At 75.5% G+C, this 23,412-nt stretch carries 24 protein-coding genes; 7 read left to right on the forward strand and 17 right to left on the reverse strand.

Annotated features, from left to right (window positions below; all coding sequences use genetic code 11):
* Both AB0C87_RS36225 and AB0C87_RS36230 read right to left on the reverse strand, forming a co-directional pair.
* The coding region (locus tag AB0C87_RS36225) for a thiamine pyrophosphate-binding protein (RefSeq protein ID WP_360581476.1) at window positions 1-548 on the reverse strand (548 nt) is incomplete at its 3' end.
* Window positions 545-1,318, reverse strand: a complete 774-nt coding sequence (locus AB0C87_RS36230) for a cyclase family protein (protein ID WP_360581477.1) — start codon at window positions 1,316-1,318, stop codon at window positions 545-547. The genes AB0C87_RS36230 and AB0C87_RS36225, both read right to left, overlap by 4 nt.
* Window positions 1,319-1,538: 220 nt before the next feature.
* On the opposite strand from AB0C87_RS36230, the gene AB0C87_RS36235 reads away from it, so the two are divergent.
* Both AB0C87_RS36235 and AB0C87_RS36240 read left to right on the forward strand, forming a co-directional pair.
* Window positions 1,539-2,678 (forward strand): serine hydrolase, encoded by a 1,140-nt coding sequence (locus AB0C87_RS36235; RefSeq protein ID WP_360581478.1) that lies wholly within the window; start codon window positions 1,539-1,541, stop codon window positions 2,676-2,678.
* Between the two features lie 87 nt (window positions 2,679-2,765).
* The gene (locus AB0C87_RS36240; RefSeq protein ID WP_360581479.1) at window positions 2,766-3,611 is read left to right on the forward strand and encodes a siderophore-interacting protein; all 846 of its coding nucleotides are present in this window, start codon (window positions 2,766-2,768) and stop codon (window positions 3,609-3,611) included.
* Window positions 3,612-3,624: 13 nt separating this feature from the next.
* Here AB0C87_RS36240 and AB0C87_RS36245 read toward each other — a convergent pair whose 3' ends face one another.
* Together AB0C87_RS36245 and AB0C87_RS36250 are read right to left on the reverse strand one after the other, a co-directional pair.
* Window positions 3,625-4,983, reverse strand: a complete 1,359-nt coding sequence (locus AB0C87_RS36245) for an AarF/ABC1/UbiB kinase family protein (protein ID WP_360581480.1) — start codon at window positions 4,981-4,983, stop codon at window positions 3,625-3,627.
* An 82-nt stretch (window positions 4,984-5,065) separates the two neighbouring features.
* Window positions 5,066-5,728 (reverse strand): QsdR family transcriptional regulator, encoded by a 663-nt coding sequence (locus AB0C87_RS36250; protein ID WP_345186201.1) that lies wholly within the window; start codon window positions 5,726-5,728, stop codon window positions 5,066-5,068.
* 91 nt (window positions 5,729-5,819) lie between these two features.
* Here AB0C87_RS36250 and AB0C87_RS36255 point away from each other — a divergent pair, with 91 nt between their 5' ends.
* Both AB0C87_RS36255 and cphA read left to right on the forward strand, forming a co-directional pair.
* Window positions 5,820-6,653, forward strand: a complete 834-nt coding sequence (locus tag AB0C87_RS36255) for a cyanophycinase (protein ID WP_345186203.1) — start codon at window positions 5,820-5,822, stop codon at window positions 6,651-6,653.
* A 2-nt stretch (window positions 6,654-6,655) separates the two neighbouring features.
* Window positions 6,656-9,295, forward strand: coding sequence for a cyanophycin synthetase (gene cphA / locus AB0C87_RS36260; protein ID WP_345186207.1), 2,640 nt, complete (start codon window positions 6,656-6,658; stop codon window positions 9,293-9,295).
* Here the strand turns inward: cphA and AB0C87_RS36265 are convergent.
* The 11 genes from AB0C87_RS36265 to AB0C87_RS36315 form a co-directional block, all read right to left on the reverse strand.
* On the reverse strand, window positions 9,292-10,077 hold the full coding sequence (locus AB0C87_RS36265; protein ID WP_360581481.1) for a phosphatase PAP2 family protein: 786 nt from the start codon (window positions 10,075-10,077) through the stop codon (window positions 9,292-9,294). The two genes, cphA and AB0C87_RS36265, sit on opposite strands and share 4 nt — an antisense overlap.
* A gap of 270 nt (window positions 10,078-10,347) precedes the next feature.
* The gene (locus AB0C87_RS36270) at window positions 10,348-11,505 is read right to left on the reverse strand and encodes a 4-hydroxybenzoate 3-monooxygenase (RefSeq protein ID WP_360581482.1); all 1,158 of its coding nucleotides are present in this window, start codon (window positions 11,503-11,505) and stop codon (window positions 10,348-10,350) included.
* Between the two features lie 52 nt (window positions 11,506-11,557).
* Complete coding sequence (locus AB0C87_RS36275; RefSeq protein ID WP_345186217.1) at window positions 11,558-12,370, reverse strand: IclR family transcriptional regulator; 813 nt, start codon at window positions 12,368-12,370, stop codon at window positions 11,558-11,560.
* A 28-nt stretch (window positions 12,371-12,398) separates the two neighbouring features.
* On the reverse strand, window positions 12,399-12,788 hold the full coding sequence (pcaC, locus tag AB0C87_RS36280; RefSeq protein WP_345186220.1) for a 4-carboxymuconolactone decarboxylase: 390 nt from the start codon (window positions 12,786-12,788) through the stop codon (window positions 12,399-12,401).
* Entirely contained in the window at window positions 12,785-13,558 is a 774-nt protein-coding gene (gene pcaD, locus AB0C87_RS36285; protein ID WP_353834857.1) for a 3-oxoadipate enol-lactonase, read from the reverse strand. The genes pcaC and pcaD overlap by 4 nt, the downstream gene beginning before the upstream one ends.
* Window positions 13,555-14,775, reverse strand: a complete 1,221-nt coding sequence (pcaB, locus tag AB0C87_RS36290) for a 3-carboxy-cis,cis-muconate cycloisomerase (protein WP_360581483.1) — start codon at window positions 14,773-14,775, stop codon at window positions 13,555-13,557. Before pcaB ends, pcaD begins: the two co-directional genes overlap by 4 nt.
* On the reverse strand, window positions 14,765-15,328 hold the full coding sequence (gene pcaG / locus AB0C87_RS36295; RefSeq protein WP_360581484.1) for a protocatechuate 3,4-dioxygenase subunit alpha: 564 nt from the start codon (window positions 15,326-15,328) through the stop codon (window positions 14,765-14,767). Before pcaG ends, pcaB begins: the two co-directional genes overlap by 11 nt.
* Entirely contained in the window at window positions 15,328-15,993 is a 666-nt protein-coding gene (gene pcaH / locus AB0C87_RS36300; protein WP_360581485.1) for a protocatechuate 3,4-dioxygenase subunit beta, read from the reverse strand. Before pcaH ends, pcaG begins: the two co-directional genes overlap by 1 nt.
* Window positions 15,994-16,122: 129 nt before the next feature.
* Entirely contained in the window at window positions 16,123-17,109 is a 987-nt protein-coding gene (locus AB0C87_RS36305; RefSeq protein WP_345186235.1) for a sigma-70 family RNA polymerase sigma factor, read from the reverse strand.
* Window positions 17,110-17,220: 111 nt separating this feature from the next.
* Window positions 17,221-18,303: a zinc-dependent alcohol dehydrogenase family protein gene (locus AB0C87_RS36310; protein WP_345186239.1), complete on the reverse strand. Its 1,083-nt coding sequence runs from the start codon at window positions 18,301-18,303 to the stop codon at window positions 17,221-17,223.
* The gene (locus tag AB0C87_RS36315; protein ID WP_345186241.1) at window positions 18,303-18,800 is read right to left on the reverse strand and encodes an XdhC family protein; all 498 of its coding nucleotides are present in this window, start codon (window positions 18,798-18,800) and stop codon (window positions 18,303-18,305) included. Before AB0C87_RS36315 ends, AB0C87_RS36310 begins: the two co-directional genes overlap by 1 nt.
* Before the next feature lie 172 nt (window positions 18,801-18,972).
* On the opposite strand from AB0C87_RS36315, the gene AB0C87_RS36320 reads away from it, so the two are divergent.
* The 3 genes from AB0C87_RS36320 to AB0C87_RS36330 are packed head-to-tail and all read left to right on the forward strand — an operon-like array spanning window position 18,973 to window position 21,051.
* A complete protein-coding gene (locus AB0C87_RS36320; RefSeq protein ID WP_353834854.1) occupies window positions 18,973-19,527 on the forward strand; it encodes a universal stress protein in 555 nt (184 codons plus the stop codon).
* A gap of 28 nt (window positions 19,528-19,555) precedes the next feature.
* On the forward strand, window positions 19,556-20,197 hold the full coding sequence (locus AB0C87_RS36325; protein WP_345186247.1) for a nucleoside monophosphate kinase: 642 nt from the start codon (window positions 19,556-19,558) through the stop codon (window positions 20,195-20,197).
* Window positions 20,194-21,051, forward strand: a complete 858-nt coding sequence (locus AB0C87_RS36330; RefSeq protein ID WP_360581486.1) for a pyridoxal-phosphate dependent enzyme — start codon at window positions 20,194-20,196, stop codon at window positions 21,049-21,051. The genes AB0C87_RS36325 and AB0C87_RS36330 overlap by 4 nt, the downstream gene beginning before the upstream one ends.
* A 70-nt stretch (window positions 21,052-21,121) precedes the next feature.
* On the opposite strand, the gene AB0C87_RS36335 is transcribed toward AB0C87_RS36330, so the two are convergent.
* Both AB0C87_RS36335 and AB0C87_RS36340 read right to left on the reverse strand, forming a co-directional pair.
* The gene (locus tag AB0C87_RS36335) at window positions 21,122-22,195 is read right to left on the reverse strand and encodes an acyl-CoA dehydrogenase family protein (protein WP_360581487.1); all 1,074 of its coding nucleotides are present in this window, start codon (window positions 22,193-22,195) and stop codon (window positions 21,122-21,124) included.
* Window positions 22,192-23,385, reverse strand: a complete 1,194-nt coding sequence (locus AB0C87_RS36340; protein WP_345186256.1) for an acyl-CoA dehydrogenase family protein — start codon at window positions 23,383-23,385, stop codon at window positions 22,192-22,194. Before AB0C87_RS36340 ends, AB0C87_RS36335 begins: the two co-directional genes overlap by 4 nt.
* Window positions 23,386-23,412 lie beyond the last annotated feature (27 nt).

The raw sequence follows: 23,412 nt of genomic DNA on the forward strand, positions 1-23,412 counted from the left end.
CTTGCTCTGCGTCGCGGGGACCGGGAGCTGGTACAGGTCCTCCTCGCGGACGGCTCCGGCAGTTCGGCGGCCTGGACGTCCAGCGGCAGCCCGAGCAGCACCGTGCGGCGCTCGGCGACCGCCGTCCGGCACGCGCGCGCCACGTCGGCCAGGGCGCTCTGCGGGGAGTGGACCCGCTCGGGGACGGCGCCCACCGCCGCGGCGATCGCCGCCTGGTCGACGCGGAAGTTGGAGCGGACCGCGGCGGCGGCGACCTCGCCCGCGACCACCAGCAGCGGCGTGCGGCTCTTGGCGGCCTCCGCCATGCCCGTGGCCGCGTTGGTGAGGCCGGGCCCCTGGTGGACGGTCGCGACGCCGAGGCCGCGGCTCACCCGCGCGTACGCGTCTGCCATCGTCACGGCGCCGCCCTCGTGGCGCGCGGCCACGAACCGGGCGCCGTTCGCCGCGAGCGCGTTCGTGACGTGGAAGTTGCCGCTGCCGACGACCCCGAACACGGTGCCCGCGCCGAACCGCGCGAGGGCCTCCCCCACGGCCTCGGCGACGATCATCGCTCGGTCAGCGCGAGCACGCGGGCGGGGCTGCCCGAGCCGCCGACGATCGGCAGCGGGGAGGCGAGCAGCACGGCGCCGCGGGCCGGGAGCCGGTCGAGGTTCCGCAGCTGGGTGAGGCCGTACTTGCCGGCGCCGAGGAAGTAGGAGTGGCACGGGAAGGGCGGGTCGAAGCCGTGGGCGGCGCCCGCGTCGGTGCCGACGGTCTCCACGCCGAGGCCGAGCAGCGGCGTCTCCTCGGCCAGCCACCGGGCGCACTCGGCGGAGATCCCCGGGGTGTGCGGGCCGGTCTCGTCGGCGTTGAGGAAGGCCTCCTGGTCGCCCGCGCGGGCGTCCCAGCCCGTCCGGTAGAGGAGCCAGCCGCCGTCCGGGAGCGGGCCGTGCGCCCGCTCCCAGTCGCGGACGTGGTCGATCTCCAGCAGGAAGTCGGGATCGGCGGCCGCGCGCCCCGAGGCGTCCAGCACCACGGCGGGGGCGACCAGGCGGGCGGGCGGGACCTGCGCGACGTCCTCGCCGTCGCGGCCGGTGGCCCAGTGCACCGGGGCGTCGAAATGGGTGCCGACGTGCTCGCCGGTCTCGATGTCGTTCCAGTACCAGGCGGGTCCGCGGTCGTCGTAGCGGCTGATCTCTTTCAGCCGGAACGGGACGGTGTTGGCGAACGGCTCCGGCAGCCGCAGGATCGGCGTCCGCTCCGACAGCGGGGCGGTCAGGTCGACGATCTCCACGGAGCCGTCGGCGACGGCGGCGAGCAGCTGGGCGAGCACGGACATCGTTCCTCCGGCGGCGCGGGCGGCTGAGCGGGACGCGGGCCCGTCGAACGTACCTCAGACGGTCCTGGCCGCAGGGCCGTCTGACGAGGTCCGCGGCGACTTTCGTGCCGCGACGCCACGTCCGCCGCCGGATTTCGTCGCCCCGCGCCATGGACGCGGCGCCGCCGGTCGATCACCATCGGTGAGAACCCCGGCCGATCCCGCCCCCCACGGAGGTCCGATGCGCCGCAGGCCCTGGACGCTCGCACTCGCCGCAGCCGCCGTCACCACCGCCCTCGCCGCTCCCCCCGCGGACGCCGCTCCCCCGGCGCCCTCGCCCCCGTCCCCGCCGTCCGTCCGCGTCACCGAGGCCGCGCGCGGCTTCGACCCCCTGCCGCCCTCGTCCGACCCCGTCGCCCTGCGCGAGGCGTATCGGCCGCTCGCGGTCACCTACACCTACGAAGGCCGGAAGCACACGCTCGACGACTACCTCGCTCGAACCGGGACGCAGGGGTTCGTGGTCCTGGACCGCGGCGACATCGTTTTCGAGCGGTACGTCGCCGCCGATCGCGACACCCTGTTCCAGTCGTGGTCGATGGCGAAGTCCTTCACCTCGGCGGCGATCGGCATCGCGCTCGGCGAGGGCCGCATCGACTCGATCGACGACCCGGTCACCCGGTACGTCCCGGAGCTGAAGGGCTCGGGATACGACGGCGTCTCGCTGCGGGACCTGCTGCGGATGTCCTCGGGCGTCCAGTGGACGGAGACCTACGACGTGCCGTTCGCGCACGTCGCCGCGAGCCTCGGGTATCCGCTGACCGAACTGGCCAGGCAGCGCAAGCGCGGGTGGGAGCCGGGGACGAGGTTCGAGTACACGAGCATGAACTCGTTCGTCCTCTCCTGGGTCGTGGCCAAGGCGACCGGGGTCCCGTACCACGCCTACGTCCAGAAGAAGATCTGGGAGCCGGCCGGGATGGCCTCCAAGGCGTACCTCGGCAACGACTCCAACGGCAACAGCATGGGGTACTGCTGCTACTACGCGACCGACCGCGACTTCGCACGGTTCGGCCTGCTGTACCTGAACGGCGGCAGGGCGAACGGGCGCCAGGTCGTCCCCGCCTCCTGGGTGACGGAGTCGACGCGGCCGTCCGCCGCGTTCAACCGGGGGTACGGCCTGCACTGGTGGCTGGGCGAGAACGGCGACTTCTCGGCCAACGGCCTCGGCGGCCAGCTCATCTGGGTCTCGCCCCGGCACGGCGTCGTCATCGTGAAGTCGACGCTGGCGACCGTCCTCGCCGAGGAGGAGACCGACGCCGCCTTCGAGGCGATCGCCGCCGAGGTCGCGCGGACCCGCACGGCCCGCCCGGCCTCGGCTCGCTGAACGCCGCGCCCCGCCGGGGAACATTCCGGATCCGGTTGAGGTTAGGGTTCCCTAAGCACTGTGATCTGGATCATCGGAGGGGACCGTATGGCGACGGAACCGGCACGCAAGGGACGCAGGCTCCACCGGGGAACGGTGCTGCGCACCGAGCGCGTCACACCGCACATGGTCCGTGTGGTCCTCGGCGGTGACGGGCTCTCGGACTTCGGCGCGGGCGAGTTCACCGACCACTACGTGAAGCTGCTGTTCCCGCGGCCGGGCGTCTCCTACCCCGAGCCGTTCGACATGGAGCGGGTGCGCGCCGAACTGCCGCGCGAGCAGTGGCCGAGCACCCGCACCTACACCGTCCGCGCGTGGGACGCCGGGACGGGCGAGCTGACGATCGACTTCGTCCACCACGGCGACAAGGGCCTGGCCGGCCCGTGGGCGGCGGGCGTCCGGCCGGGCGAGGAGATCTACTTCAACGGCCCGGGCGGCGGCTACGCGCCGCGCGCCGGCGCCGGCTGGCACCTGCTCGCCGGGGACGAGAGCGCCCTGCCCGCGATCGCCGCCTCCCTGGAGCGCCTCCCGGACGGCGCCCCCGCCCGCGTGTTCGTCGAGGTCGAAGGGCCCGAGGAGGAGCAGGAGCTGCGCACTCCCGGCGACGCGGAGATCGTGTGGCTGCACCGGGGCGGCGGCCAGGTCGGCGACCTGCTGGTCGAGGCCGTCCAGAAGCTCGACTTCCCCGACGGGGAGGTGCACGCCTTCGTGCACGGCGAGGCCAACTTCGTCAGGGCGCTCCGCCGCCACCTGCGCGTCGAGCGCGGCCTTCCCCTGGAGCAGCTGTCGATCTCCGGCTACTGGCGGCGCGGCCGCGACGAGGACGGCTGGCAGTCCGGAAAGCGCGAATGGAACCAGCAGGTGGAGCAGGAGGAGGCGCGGGCCCTGGCCTGACCGCCGGGCAGGCTCAGGCGGTGACCTGGGCCTGGTCGTCGAGGTCGGGGTCGGTGCCGGTGGAGAAGCCGGGGAGCCAGCGCTCGGCTTCGGCGCGGTACTCGCCCTCGGCCTCCAGCTGGCACAGGACGCCGCCGCAGCCGGAGAGGGCGCGGCTGACGGCGAGGTACTGCGGCGGCAGGCGGAACGCGCGGGCGAGCGCGCCCGGACGCAGGTCGGAGGCGAGGCCGAGCCCGCGTGCCGTCTGCTCGCGCAGCCATTCGCGGGAGTAGCGGAAGCGCTCCACGGCGAACGGGGCCGCGTGCGGGGCGACGAGCGCGGCGACCTCGTCGGGGTCCACCTCCGCGTCCCCGAGCAGGAAGCCCTCCTCGAACAGCGCGTCCACGATGTCGTCGGGGTCGCCCAGGGTGCCGATGCGCAGCAGCCGCCCGATCGACCACTGGAGCTCGGCGGGGACGCGGGCGGCGCCGCCGAAGTCCATGACGCCGAGGCGGCCGTCGTCCAGCAGCCGGAAGTTGCCCGGGTGCGGGTCGATGTGGATCATCTCGCAGCGGGCCAGGCCGGACAGCAGGAACCGGAACAGCAGCAGCCCGGCCCGGTCGCGGGCCTCCTGGTCGCCCTCGGCGATGACCCTGGCGAGCGGGGTGCCCTCCAGCCACTCGGTGACGAGCACGTTGCCCGACTGGGCGACGACGGCGGGGACGGCGAAGTCGGGGTCGCCGTCGTAGGCGTCGTGGAAGGCGGTCTGGGCGCGGGCCTCGTCGACGTAGTCGAGCTCCTTCTCCAGGCGCCGCTTGAGGTCGGCGATGACCGGCTTGACCTCCACGCCGGGGAACAGGGGCGTCACGAGGCGGCTGAGGCGGGAGATCTGGTTGAAGTCGCTCATGAGGGCCCGGGCGGCGCCGGGGTACTGGACCTTGACCGCGACCGTGCGGCCGTCGTGCCAGACGGCCTTGTGGACCTGGCCGATGGACGCGGCGGCGGCCGGGCGGTCGTCGAACTCGGCGAACATCGCGGGCCAGTCCTCGCCGAGGCCCTCGGCGAGGACGCGGTGCGTCGTCGCGGCGGGCATGGGCGGGGCCGCCTCCTGCAGGCGGGTCAGGCTGGCGCGGAACGGGCCGGCGACCTCCTCGGGCAGCCCGGCCTCGAAGATCGACAGCAGCTGGCCGACCTTCATGGCGCCGCCCTTCAGCTCGCCGAGCACGGCGAACAGCTGCTCGGCGGTGCGGCGCTGGACCTCCAGCGCGACGGCCTCGGCGGGACGGCCGATGGACCTCTTGCCGAGACCGAGCGCGGTGCGACCGGCGAACCCGAGCGGGAGGCTCGCCAGCTTGGCGGTTCGCGTCACCGCGCGGCGGGGGATGTCGCTCACGGCCCCTCTTTCGACGATGCGTCCAATGACTTCAGCCTCTCACGGGGAGCAAAGCCGCGAAACGGTCACGCCCCGGTAAGGTTCAGCGTCCGGCCGCGCCCGGTGATTCCCCGCCGCCCGGGCAGGGGCGCAGCAGCAGCTCGACGACCTCCAGCGCCTGGTCGATCTCCGGCCGCTTCCCGCCCAGGTAATGGGCGTACATGAAGGAGTCGGCGACCCGGACGATGGCCTGCGCGAGCGTCCGGGTGGGCAGCCGGGTGCGCAGCGCGCCGCGGTCGATCTCCGCCTGGAGCTCGCGGGCGAGCAGCTCGGTGGCGCGGTCCTCGATGGTGCCGGGCATGGTGGCCAGCCTGATGAACAGCCGGGGCTCGCGCTCGGTGAACGCCTTCAGCGGCTCGGCGCCCACCACCGCGCGCATGAACCGTTCCAGGAGGGCGAGGATCCGCTCAGCGCCGGCGCCGCCGACTCCTCGCGCCGCGACGCGGTAGGTGCGCTCGGTCATCTCCCCGAGCAGAGCGGCCAGGAGCTGCTCGCGGCTGCCGACCCACCGGTAGAGGGTGGCGCGCCCGACGCCGAGCTCGGCGGCGAGCGCGGACATGTCGATCGGCTCGCCCCGCAGGTAGTGGGCGGACGCGGCGGCCAGGGCGGCGGCGGGCCCGCCGTGCCGCGGGGACGGGAGCGGGGACGAGCGGGCCGCGCCGGACGGCGGCCGGACGGCGTCGTCGGCGGGAACGGGGCCGCTCATCAGCACAGCATGGCACAGCCCGGCACACGCCCATCCCATGACTTGTCGCGTTCGCGCGACTACAGGCGGTTATCGGGGGTAGCTAGCACATGTGAACCACAAACATGGGGGCGCCGGACGCAAGGGCCGGCTGCTGATCATCGGTGGCGCGGAGAACCGCACCTGCGGCTCCGGCCCGCTGGAGACGTTCGTCGAGCTCGCGGGCGACGAGGACGCGCGGATCGTCGTCATCACCACGGCGACGGAGGTGCCCGAGGAGGTCGCCGACGAGTACACCGCCGTGTTCGGACGGCTCGGCGTCTCCTCGGTGCGCGAACTGCGGCTGCTCGGCCGGGCGGCGGCCGACGACCCGGCGACGCTGCGGGCGCTGGAGACCGCGACGGGGGTGCTGTTCAGCGGCGGCGACCAGTCGCGGATCCGCACCCTGGTCGGTTCGAGGACCAACGAGCTGCTCAAGCGCCGGCTCGACCAGGACGGCCTGGTGATCGCCGGGACGAGCGCGGGCGCCACCGCCATGGGCCACTGGATGATCCTCGGCGGCCGCGGCCACGAGGTCGCCGCCTCCACCGTGAAGGTCGGCCCCGGCCTCGCCCTGCTCGACAACGTGCTGATCGACATGCACTTCAACGAGCGGGGGCGGCTGCCGAGGCTGATGAGCGGGATAGCGCTCGACACCCGGCTGCTCGGCGTCGGGATCGACGAGGACACGGCGATCGTGGTCGGCGACGGGCGCTTCGAGGTCGTCGGGACGGGCGTGGTCACGGTGGTGGACGCCGGGCAGGCGACGGTCGCCTACGCCGCGTCCGACGACGAGCCGATGGCCATGCTCGACGTGTCGCTGCACCTGCTGCCGGCCGGCTGCGCGTTCCAGATGAACGACCGGCTCCCGGCGATCGGCAACATGCGCGGCCCGGAGGAGGGATAGCGGTGCGACTCGACCATGTGCGCCGTCTCGGCGGCCCGAACGTCTACCTGACCCGGCCGGTCGCGATCGCGCGGCTGGACCTGCAGGGCCTGACCGGCCACGAGACCACCGACCACCCCGGCTTCGCCGAGCGGCTCGTCGACGCGCTGCCCGGACTGGCCGACCACCACTGCTCGGCGGGCCGCCCGGGCGGTCTGCTGGAGGCGATGGCGCGCGGCACCTACTTCGGCCACGTCACCGAGCACGTCACGCTGGAGCTGTCCGGGCTGATCGGCCGCGAGGTGTTCTTCGGCCGCACGGTGCGCGCGGGCGGGCCCGCCGAGTACGACGTGATCCTGGAGTGCCCGCCCGACGAGCCGTCCGCGAGCCCGGTGGTGGAGCGGCTGATCACCCTGGCGGTGCGGATCGTGAACGGGGCGCTCGCCGGGCTCGTCCCCGACACCTCGGCCGACCTGGCCCGCGTCGCCGCCGTCCACGAGCAGGAGCGGCTCGGGGTGAGCACGGCGGCGCTGGCGCGGGCGGCCCGCGAGCGGGGCGTGCCGGTCCGCCGGGTCGGCGGGCTCAACCTGCTGCGCCTCGGGTACGGGCGGTACCGCCGGACGGTGTGGGCGGCGATGACCGACGCCACCTCGGCGATCGGGATGGAGGTCGCGGGCGACAAGCGGCTCGCGCACCGCCTGCTCGCCGACGCCGGCCTGCCCGTGCCGGAGGGGCGGGTCGCGGCGTCCCCGGGCGAGGCGCTGGAGGCGCTGCGCGCCATCGGCGGCCCGGTGGTCGTCAAACCGCTCGCCGGGCACCAGGGCGAGGGCGTGCACATCGAGCTGACCACTCCGCCGGAGGTGGTGGCCGCGTTCGCGTCGGCGGCCGGCGACGGCGGCGAGGTCCTCGTCGAGAGCTACATCCCGGGCAAGGACTACCGGGTGCTGGTGGTCGGCGGCCGGGTCGCGGCGGCGGCCGAGCTGACCGCCGCGTGCGTGACCGGCGACGGGACGGCCGCGGTCGCGGCGCTGGTGGAGCGGGTCAACGCCGACCCGGCGCGCGGCGAGGGCCACGACCGGCCGCTGACCCGGCTCGTCCTCGGCCCCACCGAGCTGGCGCTGCTGGAGCGGCAGGGGCACGGCCCGGGGTCGGTGCCCGCCGACGGGGAGCGGGTGTGGCTGCGCCGCAACGCGAACCTGTCCACCGGCGGCACCAGCCGGGACGTGACCGCGGACGTCCACCCGGAGGTCGCCGCGATGTGCGTGCGGGCCGCCGCGGCCGTCGGCATGGACGTGTGCGGCATCGACCTGCGGCTGCCCGACGCCGCCTCACCGCCGCCCGCCGAGCGCGGCGCCGCCGGGATCCTGGAGGTCAACGCCGCGCCTGGCCTGCGGATGCACCTGGCGCCGCACCAGGGCGCGGGGCGCGACGTCGCCGGCGACATCATCGGGCTGATGTACCCGGAGGGGACGCCGTCGCGGGTGCCGGTCGTGTCGGTCACCGGCACCAACGGCAAGACCACGACCGTCCGGATGATCGCGCACATGCTGGAGCTGGACGGGCGCCGCACCGGCATGACCAGCACCGAGGGCGTGTACGTCGGCGGGCGCCTGGTCCACCGGTCCGACGCGTCCGGGCCGCGCTCGGCGGAGATGGTGCTCGGCGACCGGTCGGTGGAGGCGGCCGTGCTGGAGACCGCGCGGGGCGGCATCGTGCGGCGCGGCCTCGGCTACGACCGCGCCGACGTCGCGGTCGTCACCAACATCACCCGCGACCACCTCGGCGTCGACGACACCGAGTCCGTCGACGACCTGGTCGACATCAAGTCCCTGGTCGCCGAGGAGATCCGCCGCGGCGGCCACGTGGTCCTCAACGCCGAGGACGAGGCGTCGGCGGGCATCGCCGGGCGGCCGGGGGTCCGCGAGCGCGACCCGGTGCTGCGCTACTTCGCCCTGTCCCCCGACGCGCCCGTCCTCGCCCGCCACCTGGGCGGCGGCGGCGCCGGGTACAGCGTCAGGGACGGGTGGCTGACCGAGGCGCGCGGCGACCGCCGGACCCCGATCCTGCCGGCCGCCGAGGTGGCGGGCTCGTTCGGCGGGCACGCCCGCCACGTGATCGCCAACGCGCTCGCCGCGGCGGCCGCCGCCCGCGCCCTCGGGGTGCCGGTGGAGGTGGTGGCGCGGGCGCTGCGCTCGTTCGACCCGCACACGCGCAACCCCGGACGGGGCTGCGTGTACCAGGTCGGCGCCAACCCCGTCCTCGTCGACTACGCCCACAACCCGGCGGCGGTCGGGGCGATGGGCGCGTTCGTCGCGCGGCGCTGGGGCGGCGCCGGGGTCGCGGCGGTGACGCTGCCGGGCGACCGCTCCGACGAGCTGGTGAGCGAGACCGCCCGGGCGCTGGCGGCCTCGTTCGGCCGCGTCGTCGTCTACGAGGACGAGGACCTGCGGGGGCGCCGCTCGGGCGAGATGACCCGGCTGATCGTCCAGGGGCTCCGGGACGCCCGGCCCGACGTGCGCCACCATCCGGCCGGCGACCTGAAGGGCGCGCTGACCTCGGCGCTGGACATGGCGGAGCCGGGCGAGCCCGTCCTGCTGCTGTACGAGAAGCTGCAGCCGGTGACCGAGCTGCTGGAGACGCTGGGCGCGGAGCCCGCCGGCTAGCCGGCGGGCCCGTCCGCCGGCGGCGGGCGCAGCAGCAGGACGGTGACCGACAGCAGCGCCAGCACCACGATCCCGTCCAGCCAGTAGTGGTTGGCGGTGCCGACGACGACCGCGATCGTCGCGATCGGGTGCAGGAGCCACATCCACCGCCACCGCGTCCGGGAGGTGACGACCAGCCCGAGCGCGATGACCGCCGCCCAGCCGATGTGCAGGGACGGCATGGCCGCGTACTGGTTGGCGATCGTGTCGGTCTGCGGCGCCCCGTACACGGAGGGCCCGTACCGGGCGGCGGTGTCGACGAGCCCCGCCGCGGGCAGCATGCGGGGCGGCGCCAGCGGCACGAGCAGGTGCAGGACGAGCGCGGCCGCGGTCAGCGCCACGAGCACCCGGCGCACCCACCGGTAGTGGGCGGGCCGCCGCAGGTAGATCCAGAGCAGGAACAGCACCGCCGCCGGGAAGTGCACGTAGGCGTAGTAGGAGTTGGCCGCGTGCACGAGGAGCTCGCTGTGCAGCAGGCCGTGCTGGACGCCCGCCTCGCCCGGCAGCCCGAGGAGGCGCTCCAGGCGCAGGACGCGGTGGGCGTTGTCGAACGCCTCGCTCACCCGCCCGTCCGCCAGCAGCCGCCCGAGCTTGTAGGCGGCGAACAGCACGATGATCAGCAGGAGCTCGCGGACGGGCCGCGGCCGGCCGCCGGGGCGGGCCGCGGCCACACCGGCGCGGCCCGGCCTGCGCAGTCGTGATAATGCGGCGGCCTGGCGGGGCGGCCGGTCGAGGAGGCTCACTGCGCTGTCCTTCGCATCGGGTTCTGCGCCGGTCAGGGCCGGGCGGGGGCGGCTCGCGGCCGCCGCCGGGCCGGGCGGCGACGTCGAGCAGATGCCGAAGCCTTTCACCTTCCGCGTCCGCGTGGGGCGCGGCGCGCGCCGGAGGCCGGGGGGCCGCGGCGGTGCCACGGGTCTCACCGTAGACCGAACTTGCCTAGGTGGCAAAATTTCAGGGTCTGCCAATTTTGGTGACGTGCATCTCACCCGGCCGCCGCGGAGCCCCGGCCCCGGCTAGACGAGCGGAAGGCCGGTGTAGTTCTCGGCCAGGGACGTCTGGGCCGCCTCCGAGGAGGCCACGTAGTCGAGATGTGAGCGCTGGAGCCGCCGCTCGAAGCCGGTCGCGGACGGGTCGGTGTGCAGCAGCGTGGTCATCCAGTACGAGAAGTGCTCGGCCCGCCACACCCGCCGCAGGCACGCGTCGGAGTAGCCGTCCAGCAGCGCGTGCGACCCGGAGGCGTACCGCTCGGCGAACGCCCGCGCCAGGACCGTCACGTCGGACACCGCCAGGTTGAGGCCCTTCGCCCCGGTCGGCGGGACGATGTGCCCCGCGTCCCCGGCGAGGAACAGCCGGTCGTGCCGGAGCGGCTCGGCCACGAAGCTGCGCATCGGCGTGATCGACCTGTCGGTGATCGGCCCCTCGCGCAGCTCCCACCCGTCGTCGGTCGCGAACCGCGCCGCGAGCTCGTCCCAGATCCGGGCGTCGGGCCACGCGGCGAGGTCCTCGTCCGGCGGCACCTGGAGGTAGAGGCGGCTCACCCGCGGGGAGCGCAGGCTGTGCAGCGCGAACCCGCGGTCGTGGTGGGCGTAGATCAGCTCGTCGGTGGAGGGCGGGACGTCGGCGAGGATCCCGAGCCAGGCGAACGGGTACTCGCGCTCGAACGTCCGCAGCCCCGGCACCGCCGGGCGGCTGACGCCGTGGAACCCGTCGCAGCCGGCGACGTAGTCGCAGTCCAGGGTGCGGGTCCGGCCGCCCTCGACGAAGGTCACGCTCGGCGCGGAGGCGTCCAGCGCGACGACCTCCGCCTCGAACCGCACGTCGCCGCCGTCGGCCAGCCGCCGGGCGACGAGGTCCTTGACGATCTCGGTCTGCGCGTAGACGGTCACGGTCCGGCCGGTGAGGCCGGTCAGCGAGACCCGGTGCCCGGCGCCGCCGAACCGCAGTTCGAGACCCCGGTGGACCAGGCCCTCCCGGTCCAGCCGCCCGCCCGCGCCGCTCTCGCGCAGGACGTCGGTCGTGCCCTGCTCCAGCATCCCCGCCCGCTGCCGGTGCTCCACGTAGTCGCGGTCGCGGCTCTCCAGGACCACCGAGTCGATCCCCTGGAGATGGAGCAGATGCGACAGCAGCAGGCCCGCCGGCCCGCCGCCGATGATCGCGACCTGGGTGCGCATCGTTCCTCCTCGTTCGGCCCCGCCGCCGATGTTCGCGCGCGTCGCCGCAGGTTCAGGCGCCGGTGTTCCGCTCAGCGGAAAACATCTCGGGGCCTCCCCGCCAGTGCGCCGCCACGTCCCGGGACAGGGCGCGCACCGCGGTCGTCAGCGGCGGCAGCAGCCGCCGCAGGTCGGCGCCGCGGGTGCTCGACACCAGCGACATCGCCGCGACCACGTCGCCCGCGCCGTCGCGCACGGGGGCGCCGACGGACGACGCGCCGAGCGTCATCTCGTCGCGGGTCACCGCGTAGCCGGAGCGGACGACCTGCTCGACGCAGCGCCGCAGCTCGCCGGGGTCGGTGATGGAGCGCGCCGCGTGCCGGGGCAGCTCGCCGGCCAGGACCTCCTCCCGCACCCGCGGCGGCGCGAACGCCAGCAGCACCTTCCCGACGCCGGTGGTGTGCAGCGGCAGCGTCGCGCCGACCTGGGTCACCACCGGCACCGACCGCGTCCCGCGCAGCCGCTCCACGATCAGCACCCGGTCGTCGCGGAGCACGCCGAGCTGGACGTTGTCGTGGGTGGCCTCGTACAGGTCCTCCATGTGCGGGAGGGCCAGCTCCCGCAGCCCGGTGACCGCCGGGGCCTGGCTGCCGATGCGCCACAGCCGGGTGCCGATGCGGTACGTCCCGTCCGGCACCCGCTCCAGGAACCCGCCGCCGACCAGCTCTCCGACGAGCCGGTGGCCGGTCGCGAGCGGCAGGCCGGCGCGGCGGCAGATCTCGCTCAGGTTGAGGCGGACATCGCCCTGCGCGAAGGCGTTCAGGATGGCCATGACCTTGCCCGCCACGCTGACCGGCCGCGCGCGCTCCGTCCCGTCCCCTCCCACGTGGCTCCTCCACCCGGGCCCGCGCCCGTCACTCCCGTTCGTTCAGTACCCGCTGGGCGACGGCGAACGCCGAGTTCGCGGCGGGCACTCCACAATAGATCGCCGTCTGCAGGAGCACCTCCCCGATCTCGTCGGGGGTCAGCCCGTTGCGGAGCGCCGCGCGGACGTGCATGGCGAGCTCGTCCAGGTGGCCGCCCGCGACCATCGCGGTCAGCGTGACGCAGCTGCGGGTCCTGCGGTCCAAGCCCGGGCGGCTCCAGACGTCGCCCCACGCGTAGCGGGTGATGAGGTCCTGGAAGTCGGCGGTGAAGCCGTCCTTGCGGGCCTCGGCGCGGTCGACGTGGGCGTCGCCGAGCACCTCCCGCCGCGTCCTCATGCCCTGCGCGTGCCGTTCCCCGTCGGACATGCGCTCGCTCATCGGCGGGCTCCCTTCCAGGTGCGGTCCAGGTGCGCGGTGATCGCCTCGGTGACCTCGGCGGGGCGTTCGGCGTTCGCCAGGTGCCCGGCGCCCTCGACCACCGTGAGGCGGGCGCCCGGGATGCCGGCGGCGAGCCGGTCGGCGTGGCCGCGCGGCGGGGTCGGGCCGTCCTGCGCCCCGGCGACCACCAGGGCCGGCGCGCGGACCTCGGCCAGGCGCGCGGTCGCGTCGAACGCGGCCAGGGCCTCGCAGCAACGGGCGTAGCCCTCGGCGTCGGTGGCCCGGAGCATCGCCACGTAGGGCTCCGCGCCGGTGAAGGACGGCGTGAACCAGCGTTCCGCGGCGCCGTCGGCGACGGGGCCGACCCCCTCGCGGCGGACCAGCGCGGCGCGTTCGCGCCAGGCCCTCGGGTCGCCGAAGCGCGGGGACGTGCAGCACAGGACCAGGCTGGCGACGCGCTCCGGGGCGCGCAGCGCGAGGGCCGTCCCGACCGCGCCTCCGAGCGACACCCCGGCGTAGGCGGCCCGCTCGACGCCGAGGCCGTCCAGCAGGGCGACGACCCCGCCGGCGAGGTCGTCGACGGTGAACGGGCCGGCGGGCGCCGGCGCGCCGCCGTGGCCGGGCAGGTCGTAGCGCAGCACGCGCCAGGCGCGCGTGAGCGCGGGAAGCTGCGGGAGCCACAGGTCCATGGAGGTGCCGAGGGACGGGCCGAGGACGACGACGGGCGCGCCGTCCGGCCCGTCCAGGCGGTGCCGCGGCGCGGCGATCACGCGCGGCTCCCGCGGTAGGCGTCGAGGGCCCGGCCCACGAGGTCGGCGGCGGCCCCGGTCCCGGGGTCGTCGCCGAGGACGTCCAGGAGGTCGTCGAGGTCGGCGCGCATCAGCTCGGTGGACACCTCCAGGCCGTCCAGCAGCTCGGCGGCCGTCTCGGCGGCGCCGCCGGTCAGCCGCAGGCACTCGCGCAGCGGCTGCCACTCGGCGTGCCACTCCCCCGCCGGCCGCTCGTGCGGCGCGGCCTGCGCGGCGAGGACCACCTGGACCTGCGCCGGGACCTGCAGGGCGGCGGACCGGACCAGCGCGGACAGCGCCGGGTTGCGCTTGTGCGGCATCGACGACGAGCCGCCCCGGCCCGCGCCCGCGGCCTCCGCGACCTCGCCGACCTCGCTCTGCGCCAGCAGCCACACGTCAGTGGCGATCTTGCCGAGGGCGCCCGCGGCCACCGCCAGCGCCGCCGCGAGCCGGGCGACGGGCGTGCGGCGGGTGTGCCACGGCAGGACGGGCCGCGCCAGCCCGGTCTCCTCCGCGTAGGCCTCGACGAGGTCGAAGGCCCGGTCGCCGAAGGCGTCCAGCGTCCCGGCGGGGCCGCCGAGCTGGACGGGCAGCGACACGGCGGCGAGGCCCTCGCGCGCCTCCAGGCAGCCCATGAGCCAGCCCGCGGCCTTGGCGCCGAACGTCGTCGGCAGCGCCTGCCGGCCGAGGGTGCGGGCCGGCATCGGAGTGTCGCGGTACCGCGCCGCGAGCCCGGCCAGCGCGTCCAGTGCCCGGTCGAGGTGGGCGAGGACGACGCGCCTGGCGCGGGCCGCGACGAGCATGGCGCCGGTGTCGGCGATGTCCTGGCTGGTGGCGCCCTTGTGGACGTGCTCGCCCGCGGCGCCGGCGAGCGCGCGCAGATCGGCGACCAGCGGCACGACGGGGTTGCCGGAGCCGCGCGCCCGGCGGGCGATGCCGGGCAGGTCGAACCGGTCCGCGTCCGCGGCGGCGGTGATCGCCTCGGCGGCGGCGGCGGGGACGAGGCCGAGCCGGGCCTGCGCGCGGGCGAGCGCCGCCTCCGCGTCGAGCATGGCGGTCAGGTAGGCCCGGTCGCTGGTGGCGGCCTCGGCCTCCGTCCCCGCCCGGACGGGCGACAGCAGTCCCGCGTCCGGCGCCGGGCCGGGCTCCTGCGCGGGCCCGGGCCCGCCGGCCGGCGGCGGGCGCTCGTCAGAAGGCAAGGAACACCGTCTCCCCGTCCCCCTGGAGGCGGACGTCGAACCGGTACTCCCGCTCCCCTTCGCGTTCGGCGACCAGGGTCGCGCGCCGCTCCGGCGGGACGGCCCCGAGCAGCGGATCCGACGCGTGGGCGGCCGCGTCCTCGGGGAAGTAGAGCCGGGTGAACACCGGCTTGAGCAGGCCGCGGGCGAACACCAGCACGGCGATGTAGGGAGCGCTCTCCCCGATCGCGCCGGGCTTGAGGGTGCTGAACCAGAAGCCGCCGTCGGCGTCGGTGCCGCACCGGCCGAAGCCGGAGAAGCCGTGCCCGGCGCGCACGATGCCGCCGGGGCGCCGCGGGACCTCGCCGTCGGCGTCGGCCTGCCAGATCTCCAGGAGCGCGTCCGGCACCGGCTCCCCCGCGCCGTCCAGGACGCGCCCGCGCACCCGGATCGCGTCGGGCCGCCACGGCGGGACCACCTGCGGACCGGCCTCGTACGGCAGCGCGTGGCCGAAGAAGGGGCCGACCGTCTGCGACGGCGTCATGGCCGAGGGCGTGGGAGAGGGCGTGCTCATCAGGCCTCCGCCGGGGTGTCGCCGAGGACGATGTCCCACTGGTAGCCGAGCGCCCACTCCGGTGTGGTGGCGTCCAGGTCGAAGCGGGAGACCAGCTTCTCCCGGTCCCGCTCGTCGGGGATCGACTGGAAGATCGGGTCGTAGGCGAACAGCGGGTCGCCGGGGAAGTACATCTGGGTGACGAGCCGCTGGGTGAAGGCGGTGCCGAACACCGAGAAGTGGATGTGGGCGGGCCGCCAGGCGTTGTGGTGGTTGCCCCACGGATAGGCGCCCGGCTTGATCGTGACGAACCGGTAGCGGCCGTCGCCGTCGGTCAGGCAGCGCCCGGCGCCGGTGAAGTTCGGGTCGAGCGGCGCAGGGTGGACGTCGCCGAGGTGGTGGTACCGGCCGGCGGCGTTGGCCTGCCAGACCTCCACGAGCGCCCCGCGCACCGGGCGGCCCGCGCCGTCGAGCACGCGGCCGGTCACGACGATCCGCTCGCCGAGCGGCTCGCCGGCGTGCTGGACGGTGAGGTCGTGGTCCCTCCGCCCCAGCTCCTGGTGCCCGAAGACCGGGGAGGTCAGCTCGACGCTGTCGGGGCCCGTCTTCGGCATGACCAGGTCGTGGGACGGGGCGCGGAGCACGGTGCTCCTGTAGCCCGGGTACAGGTACGGCGGGTGCGTCATGGCCTCGTCCCCTCCTGCTCGCCTTCCACCGGGACGCGTTCGTTCGGCCGCGGCCCGGCCACCAGCCTCGCAGCCGGCGCGGCGGGCGCCGGAGCCCGGCTTCCGCCCAGCGGAAGACGAGGGGCGCGATCAGAGCCTCTCGGCCAGTCCGAACACCGGGAACAGGCTCGTGTCGAAGAAGACCGAGACGTGCGCGACGCCGTCGCCGGTGACGCTCAGCACCTGGATCTGGTACGCGCGGTGCACCCCCTCGTCGTCGCGCATGTAGAGCCCGAAGGCCGGCTGCCCGTTCGCGGCGGCCGGGACCATCCGGATGTCGCCGGGGGTGGGGCCGCACTGGGCCTTGATGAGCCGGACGACGTGGTCGGCGCCGACGAACCACTGCGGGAAGGGCGGCATCTCCCAGACGACGTCCTGCTTGAACAGCTCGATCAGGCTCGCGATGTCGGCGGTCTCGAACGCCTTCGCGTAGCGCTCAAGGAGGTCGCGCTGGCCGGGGTCGGTCGGCTCGACCAGCTCGTCGCGGAGGGGCGCGTTCTCGTCGAGCTGCGCGCGGGCCCGCTGCAGCGCGCTGTTGACCGCGGCGGTGGAGGTGTCGAGGAGCTCGGCCACCTCGGCGGCCCGCCACTTCAGCACGTCCCGCAGGATCAGCACGACGCGCTGCTTGGCGGGCAGGTGCTGCAGGGCCGCCACGAACGCCAGCCGGGTGCTCTCGCGCGCAGTGACGATGGTCGCCGGGTCGGCGGCGTCGGCGCCGAGCACGGCGTCGGGGGCGGGCTCCAGCCACGGCACCTCGTCCGAGGCCACCACGGGCCGCTCGGGCTCGTCGCTCGGCGCCCCGAGGCCGGACGGCATGGGCCGGTTGCCGCGCTGGTCGATGGCGGTCAGGCACACGTTCGTCGCGATGCGGTACAGCCAGGTGCGCAGCGAGGAGCGGCCCTCGAAGCCGCCGTAGGAGCGCCACGCCCGCAGGTAGGTCTCCTGCACCAGGTCTTCGGCGTCGTGGATGGAGCCGAGCATCCGGTAGCAGTGCGCCAGCAGCTCCCGCCGGTACGGGTCGGCCAGCGACTGGAAGTCACGGTCTGTCTCGACGGTGTTCGGCATGGTGTCGGGCATGGTGGTCGTCACCTCTGCTGGGCGGCATCGCCAGGGCGGCGAGGGCGGCGGGCGCCGTCGCCTCCGACCGTAGACGAGCCCACTGACAGAACACGGGCATCACCTCGGATCCTACGCCCGCGCCCCGGGGTCGCGCCCGGCGCCGTCGCCGGGCGGCCGCCGGCGCTGAGGTTCGATCACCGTGATCCCGGCGCCCGACATCGCGGCGAGGGCGGCCGGGGCGTCGTCCAGGGCCAGGACGCGGCCGACCAGCAGGTCGGGGCGCAGCGCCCCGGCGCGGACCAGCTCCATCATCGGGCCGTAGGCGTGGGCGGCCATCCCGTGGCTGCCGACGATCTCCAGCTCCCATCCGATCACCCGCTCCATCGGCAGGTCGGCGCCCGCGCCGGGCGGCAGCAGCCCGACCTGGACGTGCCGGCCGCGGCGGCGCAGCGACTCGACCGAAGCGCGGGCGGTGGCCGGGCTGCCGAGCGCGTCCAGCGAGACGTGGGCGCCGCCGTGGGCCGCATCGCGCACGGCCTCGGCCACGTCGTCGTGGGCCGCGGCGTCGACGACGGCGGACGCGCCGCAGCGGCGCGCCAGCTCCAGCGCCTGCGGCGACACGTCGACCGCCACGACCCGCGCGCCGGCCGCCGCGGCGATCATCACGGCGGACAGCCCCACGCCGCCGCAGCCGTGCACCGCCGTCCACTCGCCGGCCCGCACCCGCCCCTGCGCGAGGACGGCGCGGAACGCGGTGGCGAACCGGCAGCCGAGCGCGGCCGCGGTCGTGGAGGCCATCTCGTCGGGCAGGCGGACCAGGTTCACCTCGGCGGCGTCGATCGCGACGTAGTGGGCGAACGAGCCCCAGTGCGTGAAGCCGGGCTGGGTCTGGGCCTCGCAGACCTGCTGGTCGCCCGCCCGGCAGGACGGGCAGCGGCCGCAGGCGCACACGAACGGGACGGTCACGCGGTCGCCGGGGCGCAGTCCGGTGACGCCGGCGCCGGTCTCCTCGACCGTGCCCGCCAGCTCGTGCCCCGGGACGTGCGGAAAGGCGCGGATGTCGGGATCGTGGCCCTGCCAGCCGTGCCAGTCGCTGCGGCACACGCCCGTGGCCTCGACCCGGATCACCGCGCCGCCGGGCGGCGCCGCCGGGTCGGGCAGCTCCCGGATCTCCAGCGGCCCGGCGAAGGCGTCGTAGGCGACCGCCAGCACTAGAACTCGAAGCCGCCGGGGCGGCCGTTGCGGTCGGCGATCAGGCCGGCGAGGGTCGCGACGGCGATCTCGGCGGGGGTCCGGGAGCCGATGTTGAGGCCGATCGGGCGGTGCACGCGGGCGATGTCGGCCGCGGGGACGCCGAGTTCGGTGAGGGCCGGGATGTGCGGCGCGGGGTGCCGCGGGTTGCCCATGACGCCGACCCACCGGACCGGCTGCGTCAGCACGTCGCGCAGGACCGGCCCGAGCTCGGGCCGGTGGTGGTCGGTGACGACGACGTCGGCGGTGGCGTCCAGGGGCGGCAGGTCGGCCGTGCCGCCGCGGTCCTTGTCGGGGTCGACGAGGAACGTGCGGTAGCCGAGGTCGGCGCCGTAGCGCAGCAGGTGGTCGGCGACGGGGCCGGCGAACACCGCGACCAGCGTCCGCTCCCCCGTCTCGTGCGGAGCGTCGCCGTGCGCGACGGCGCAGGAGGAGTCGTGCTCGTGCGGTGCGGCCATACCGGAAGTCTGCCCCGCTCGGCGCCTGATGGTCCAGCTGCCACGCCCTCCCCCTGACGCGCCGCGGACCCGGTGTCCCGCGAACCCGTGCCGCCGGAACCTGGAACTCTCGCGTGGGAACGGGTATGCCTTCTGTCTAGACTGCTGTCACCCGGCGGCCACAGGAGGGACCGTGATCGCGAGACCGGAGGGCGGGCCCCGCGTCGTGGTGGGGGTGGACGACTCCGCGGGTGCGCGCTGCGCGCTCTCCTGGGCGATCGGCGAGGCGCGGCTGCGCCGGCTGCCGCTGCTGGTCGCGCACGCCGCGCCGCTGCCCCCGCACGTGTCGGCGGCGGGCCAGCTCGGCTGCGGGATCACCGAGGCGCTGCGCGGCTCCGGCGCCGAGCTCATCGCCCGGCTCCTGGCGGAGGTGTGCGGCGGCCCGCCCGAGGGCGTGGAGATGACCGCGCTGGCGCTCGTCGGGGAGCCGGGCGCGACGCTGGTGCGCCTGGCGGGGGACGACGACATCCTGGTCGTCGGGCACGGCGCCCGGGGCCCGTTCTCGCGGCTGCTGCGCCCGTCGGTGCGGCTGCACTGCGCCCGCAGGGCCCGCGCGACGCTGGTGTGCGTCCGCCCGCCCGCGTTCGACACGCTGCTGGAGAGCCTGACGGTGCGGGACGAGTCACCCGAGAGCGCGCCCGACTCCCGCTTCCGGAGGCTGGGCCGCCGCCTGCGCCTCCCGCTCTGACCGGGGCGGCGCGCATAGGCTCTCCCCCATGCGCAAGTACGTCATCATCGGCGCTGTCGGCAGCGGCAAGGGCACGCAGGCCGGGCTCCTCGCGCGCGATCTGGACATCGTGCACATCAGCGTCGGAGACATCTTCCGCTGGCACGTCAAGAACCACACCAAGCTCGGGGCCCAGGTGCGGCGCGTCATGGCGTCCGGCGAGCTGGTCGGGGACGATCTCGCCGAGAGCGTCGTGCGGGACCGGCTCGCCCAGCACGACTGGAACTACGGGTTCGTCGTCGACGGGTTCCCGCGCAGCCGGAGGCAGACGGAGTTCTTCCTGGAGAGCTACGACATCGACGGCGTGATCCATCTGGACCTGCCGGACGAGGAGGTCCGCCGCCGGGTGCTGGCCCGCCGGCTGTGCAACAGGTGCGGGATGGACTACAACCTGATCGAGGACCGTCCGACGCAGGAGGGGCGCTGCGACGTGTGCGGGGGCGAGCTGGTGTCCCGCGAGGACGACACGGAGGAGGCGCTCGCCGAGCGGCTGCGCGACTACCACGAGAGGACCGAACCGATCCTGGAGCTGTTCGGCCGCAAGGAGTACGTGGTCACCGTCGACGCGCGGCCGGGCATCGACGAGGTGCAGCGGACGCTGCGCGAGAAGCTCGGCCTGCCGCTGCCATGACTCCTTCCTCCGGGACGGCCTCGCCGGTGGTGGAGCTGGCGGACGAGCGGGCGGCGCGCCGGGGGCTGCGGCTCTTCCTGAAGCGCGACGACCTGGTCCACCCGGAGCTGCCGGGCAACAAGTGGCGCAAGCTCCGCCACAACATCGGGCCGGCGCGCGAGCACGGGACGCTCCTGACCTTCGGCGGCGCCTACTCCAACCACATCCGGGCCGTCGCGGCGGCGGGCGCGATGTACGGCTTCGCGACCATCGGCGTGATCCGCGGCGAGGAGCACCTGCCGCTGAACGCCACGCTCGCGCACGCCCGGCGCATGGGCATGCGCCTCGCCTACATGGACCGCGCCACCTACCGGCGCAAGCACGAACCCGACGTCGTCGCGGCCCTGCGCGAGCGGTGGGGCGACTTCTACCTCCTGCCGGAAGGGGGGAGCAACGCGCCGGCCGTCCGGGGCTGCGCCGAGCTGGGCGCGGAGGTGCCGGGCTTCGACGTGGTGTGCTGCCCCTGCGGGACGGGCGGGACGCTGGCCGGGCTCGCCGCCGGGCTGGCCCCGCGGCAGCGCGCCGTCGGGTTCTCCGTGCTGAAGGGCGGCTTCATGGCGGGCGAGGTGGAGCGCCTCCAGCGCGAGACCTACGGCGGGCGGCGCGGCGACTGGAGCGTCCAGGACGACTTCCACTTCGGTGGCTACGCGAGGACCACCCCCGAGCTGGAGGCGTTCGCCGCCGACTTCGCCGGCCGGCACGGGATCGTCCTCGACCGGATCTACACCGCGAAGATGATGTTCGGCGTCCTCGCGCTGGCCGGGCGCGGCGCCTTCCCTGAGGGCGCCCGGGTTCTGGCGGTCATCACCGGCTAGCCGGACGGCCCCGCACCTTCCGGGCGGGGCCGCCCGTGCGCCGTCAGGCGCCGCCGGTGGCGCGCCGCCGTCAGGCCGGGGGCAGGTCCACCAGCGCGGCGAGGGCCGCGCGGTGCCGGTCGGGCGTGCCCAGGGCGATGGAGTCGGCCTTGGCGCGCTTCAGGAAGAGGTGCGCCGGGTGTTCCCAGGTGAAGCCGATGCCGCCGTGCATCTGCACGCACTCCTCGGCCGCCTTCAGGGCGACCGCCGAGCAGTGCGCCTGCGCGACGGCGACCGCGATCGGCGTGTCCTCGTCGCCCGCGGCCGCGCAGGACGCGGCGTGCCGGGCGACGGCGCGGGCCTGGGTGACCGAGGTCCACAGGTCGGCGAGCCGGTGCTTGAGGCCCTGGTAGGAGCCGATCGGACGGCCGAACTGGTAGCGCGTCTTCACGTAGGCGACGGTGTCGTCCAGGCAGCGCTCGGCGAGCCCGAGCTGCTCGGAGGCCAGCATCGCGGCGCCGGTGCGCAGCGCGGCCCGCACGGCGCCGTCGCCCTCGGCGACGCGCCGGGCCGGGGCGGCGGAGAAGGCGAGGTCGGCGAGCCGGCGGGTCATGTCGAGCGAGGTCACGGCGGTGCGGCGGGCGTCGGCGGCGTCCACCGCGTACAGGCCGTCCCCCGCCGGGACGAGGAGCACGTCGGCGGCCATGCCGTCGGCGACGCCGGTGACCTCGCCGGTCAGCGCGCCGCCGGCCGCCTCGACCGTCACCGGGACGGCGTCCGGGGCGGTGCTGAACGGGACCGCGAGGACCGCGATGCGCTCACCCGCGGCGAGCCGCGGGAGGAGCTCCCGCTCACCGGCGGCCAGCAGCGCCGCCGTGGCGATCACGGCGCTGCCGAGGAACGGGACGGGCGCCGCGGACCGGCCCAGCTCCTCCATCACCACGGCGGTCTCGCGCCAGGTGGCGCCGGCGCCGCCGAGCTCCTCGGGGACGGGCAGGCCGGCGCAGCCGAGCTGGACGGCGATCGCCCGCCACAGCGCCGCGTCGTAGGGCTCGTCCTTCTCGGTGCCCGCGAGGACCGAGGCCCAGGGCGCCAGGTCGCCCAGCACCTCGCGGACGCTCGCCCGGAGGTCGTTCTCGATCTCGCCGTACAGCAGGTCGCTCATCGGGGCAGGTCCTTCCACGCCACGTCCTTGTCGACGCGGATCTCGCCGGGCAGGCCGAGGACGCGCTCGGCGATGATGTTGCGCAGGATCTCCGAGGTGCCGCCCTCGATGGAGTTGCCCTTGGCGCGCAGGTAGCGGTAGCCGGGCGAGCGGCGGGTGAAGTCGACCTCGGTGGGGCGGCGCATCGTCCAGTCGTCGTAGCGCAGGCCCTCCTCGCCGAGCAGTTCCAGCTCCAGGCCGGACACCTCCTGGTTGAGCCTGGCGAAGGCCAGCTTGGCGCCCGACCCCTCGGGGCCGGGCTGCCCGGCGGTGAGCTGCTGGCGCAGCCGCGCCCCGGTGAGCCGGGCCGCCTCGGTCTCCACCCACGCGCGCAGCAGGGCGTCGTGCAGGCCGGGGGTGCGCAGCTCGGGGCGGTTCCGCCAGAGCGCGGCGACGACGCCGATCATGCCGCTCTCGCGCGGCGCGGCGCCGCCGCCGATGGCGACCCGCTCGTTCATCAGCGTCGTGGTGGAGACCCGCCAGCCCTGCCCGACCTCGCCGAGCCGGTGCTCGTCGGGGATCCGGACGTCGGTGAGGAACACCTCGTTGAACTCGGCCTCGCCGGTGATCTGCCGCAGCGGGCGGACCTCGACGCCCGGCGCGGTCATGTCGCAGACGAAGTAGGTCATGCCGCGGTGCTTGGGGACGTCCGGGTCGGTGCGGGTGACGAGGATCGCCCAGCGCGCCTCGTGCGCCATGGACGTCCACACCTTCTGCCCGTTGACCGTCCAGGCGTCGCCGTCGCGGACGGCGCGGGTGGCGAGCGCGGCCAGGTCGGAGCCGGCGCCGGGCTCGCTGAACAGCTGGCACCACAGCTCCTCGCCGGTCCACAGCGGGCGCAGGAAGCGGCGCTTCTGCTCCTCGGTGCCGAAGGCGAGGATCGTCGGGGCCGCCATGCCGAGCCCGATGCCGTTGCGCTCGGGATGGTTGGTCGGGGCGCCCGCCTCGGCGAACCGGCGGTCGACGGCGGGCTGCAGGTGCCGCGGGGCGCCGAGCCCGCCGAGTCCCTCGGGGTAGTGCACCCAGGCGAGCCCGGCGTCGAACCGGGCCCGCAGGAACTCCGGGGGCGCGGTCGCCGCGGGGTCGTGGGCGGCGAGGAACTCGCCGACCCGCCTGCTCAGCTCGTCGGCGTCGGGCGGTGCTGTGCTCACGGGGCCTCCGCGCGGGGCGTGGGTGGC

The organism is Actinomadura sp. NPDC048021 (genome assembly GCF_040653135.1).
In the GTDB taxonomy this organism is placed as follows: Bacteria; Actinomycetota; Actinomycetes; order Streptosporangiales; family Streptosporangiaceae; genus Spirillospora; species Spirillospora verrucosospora.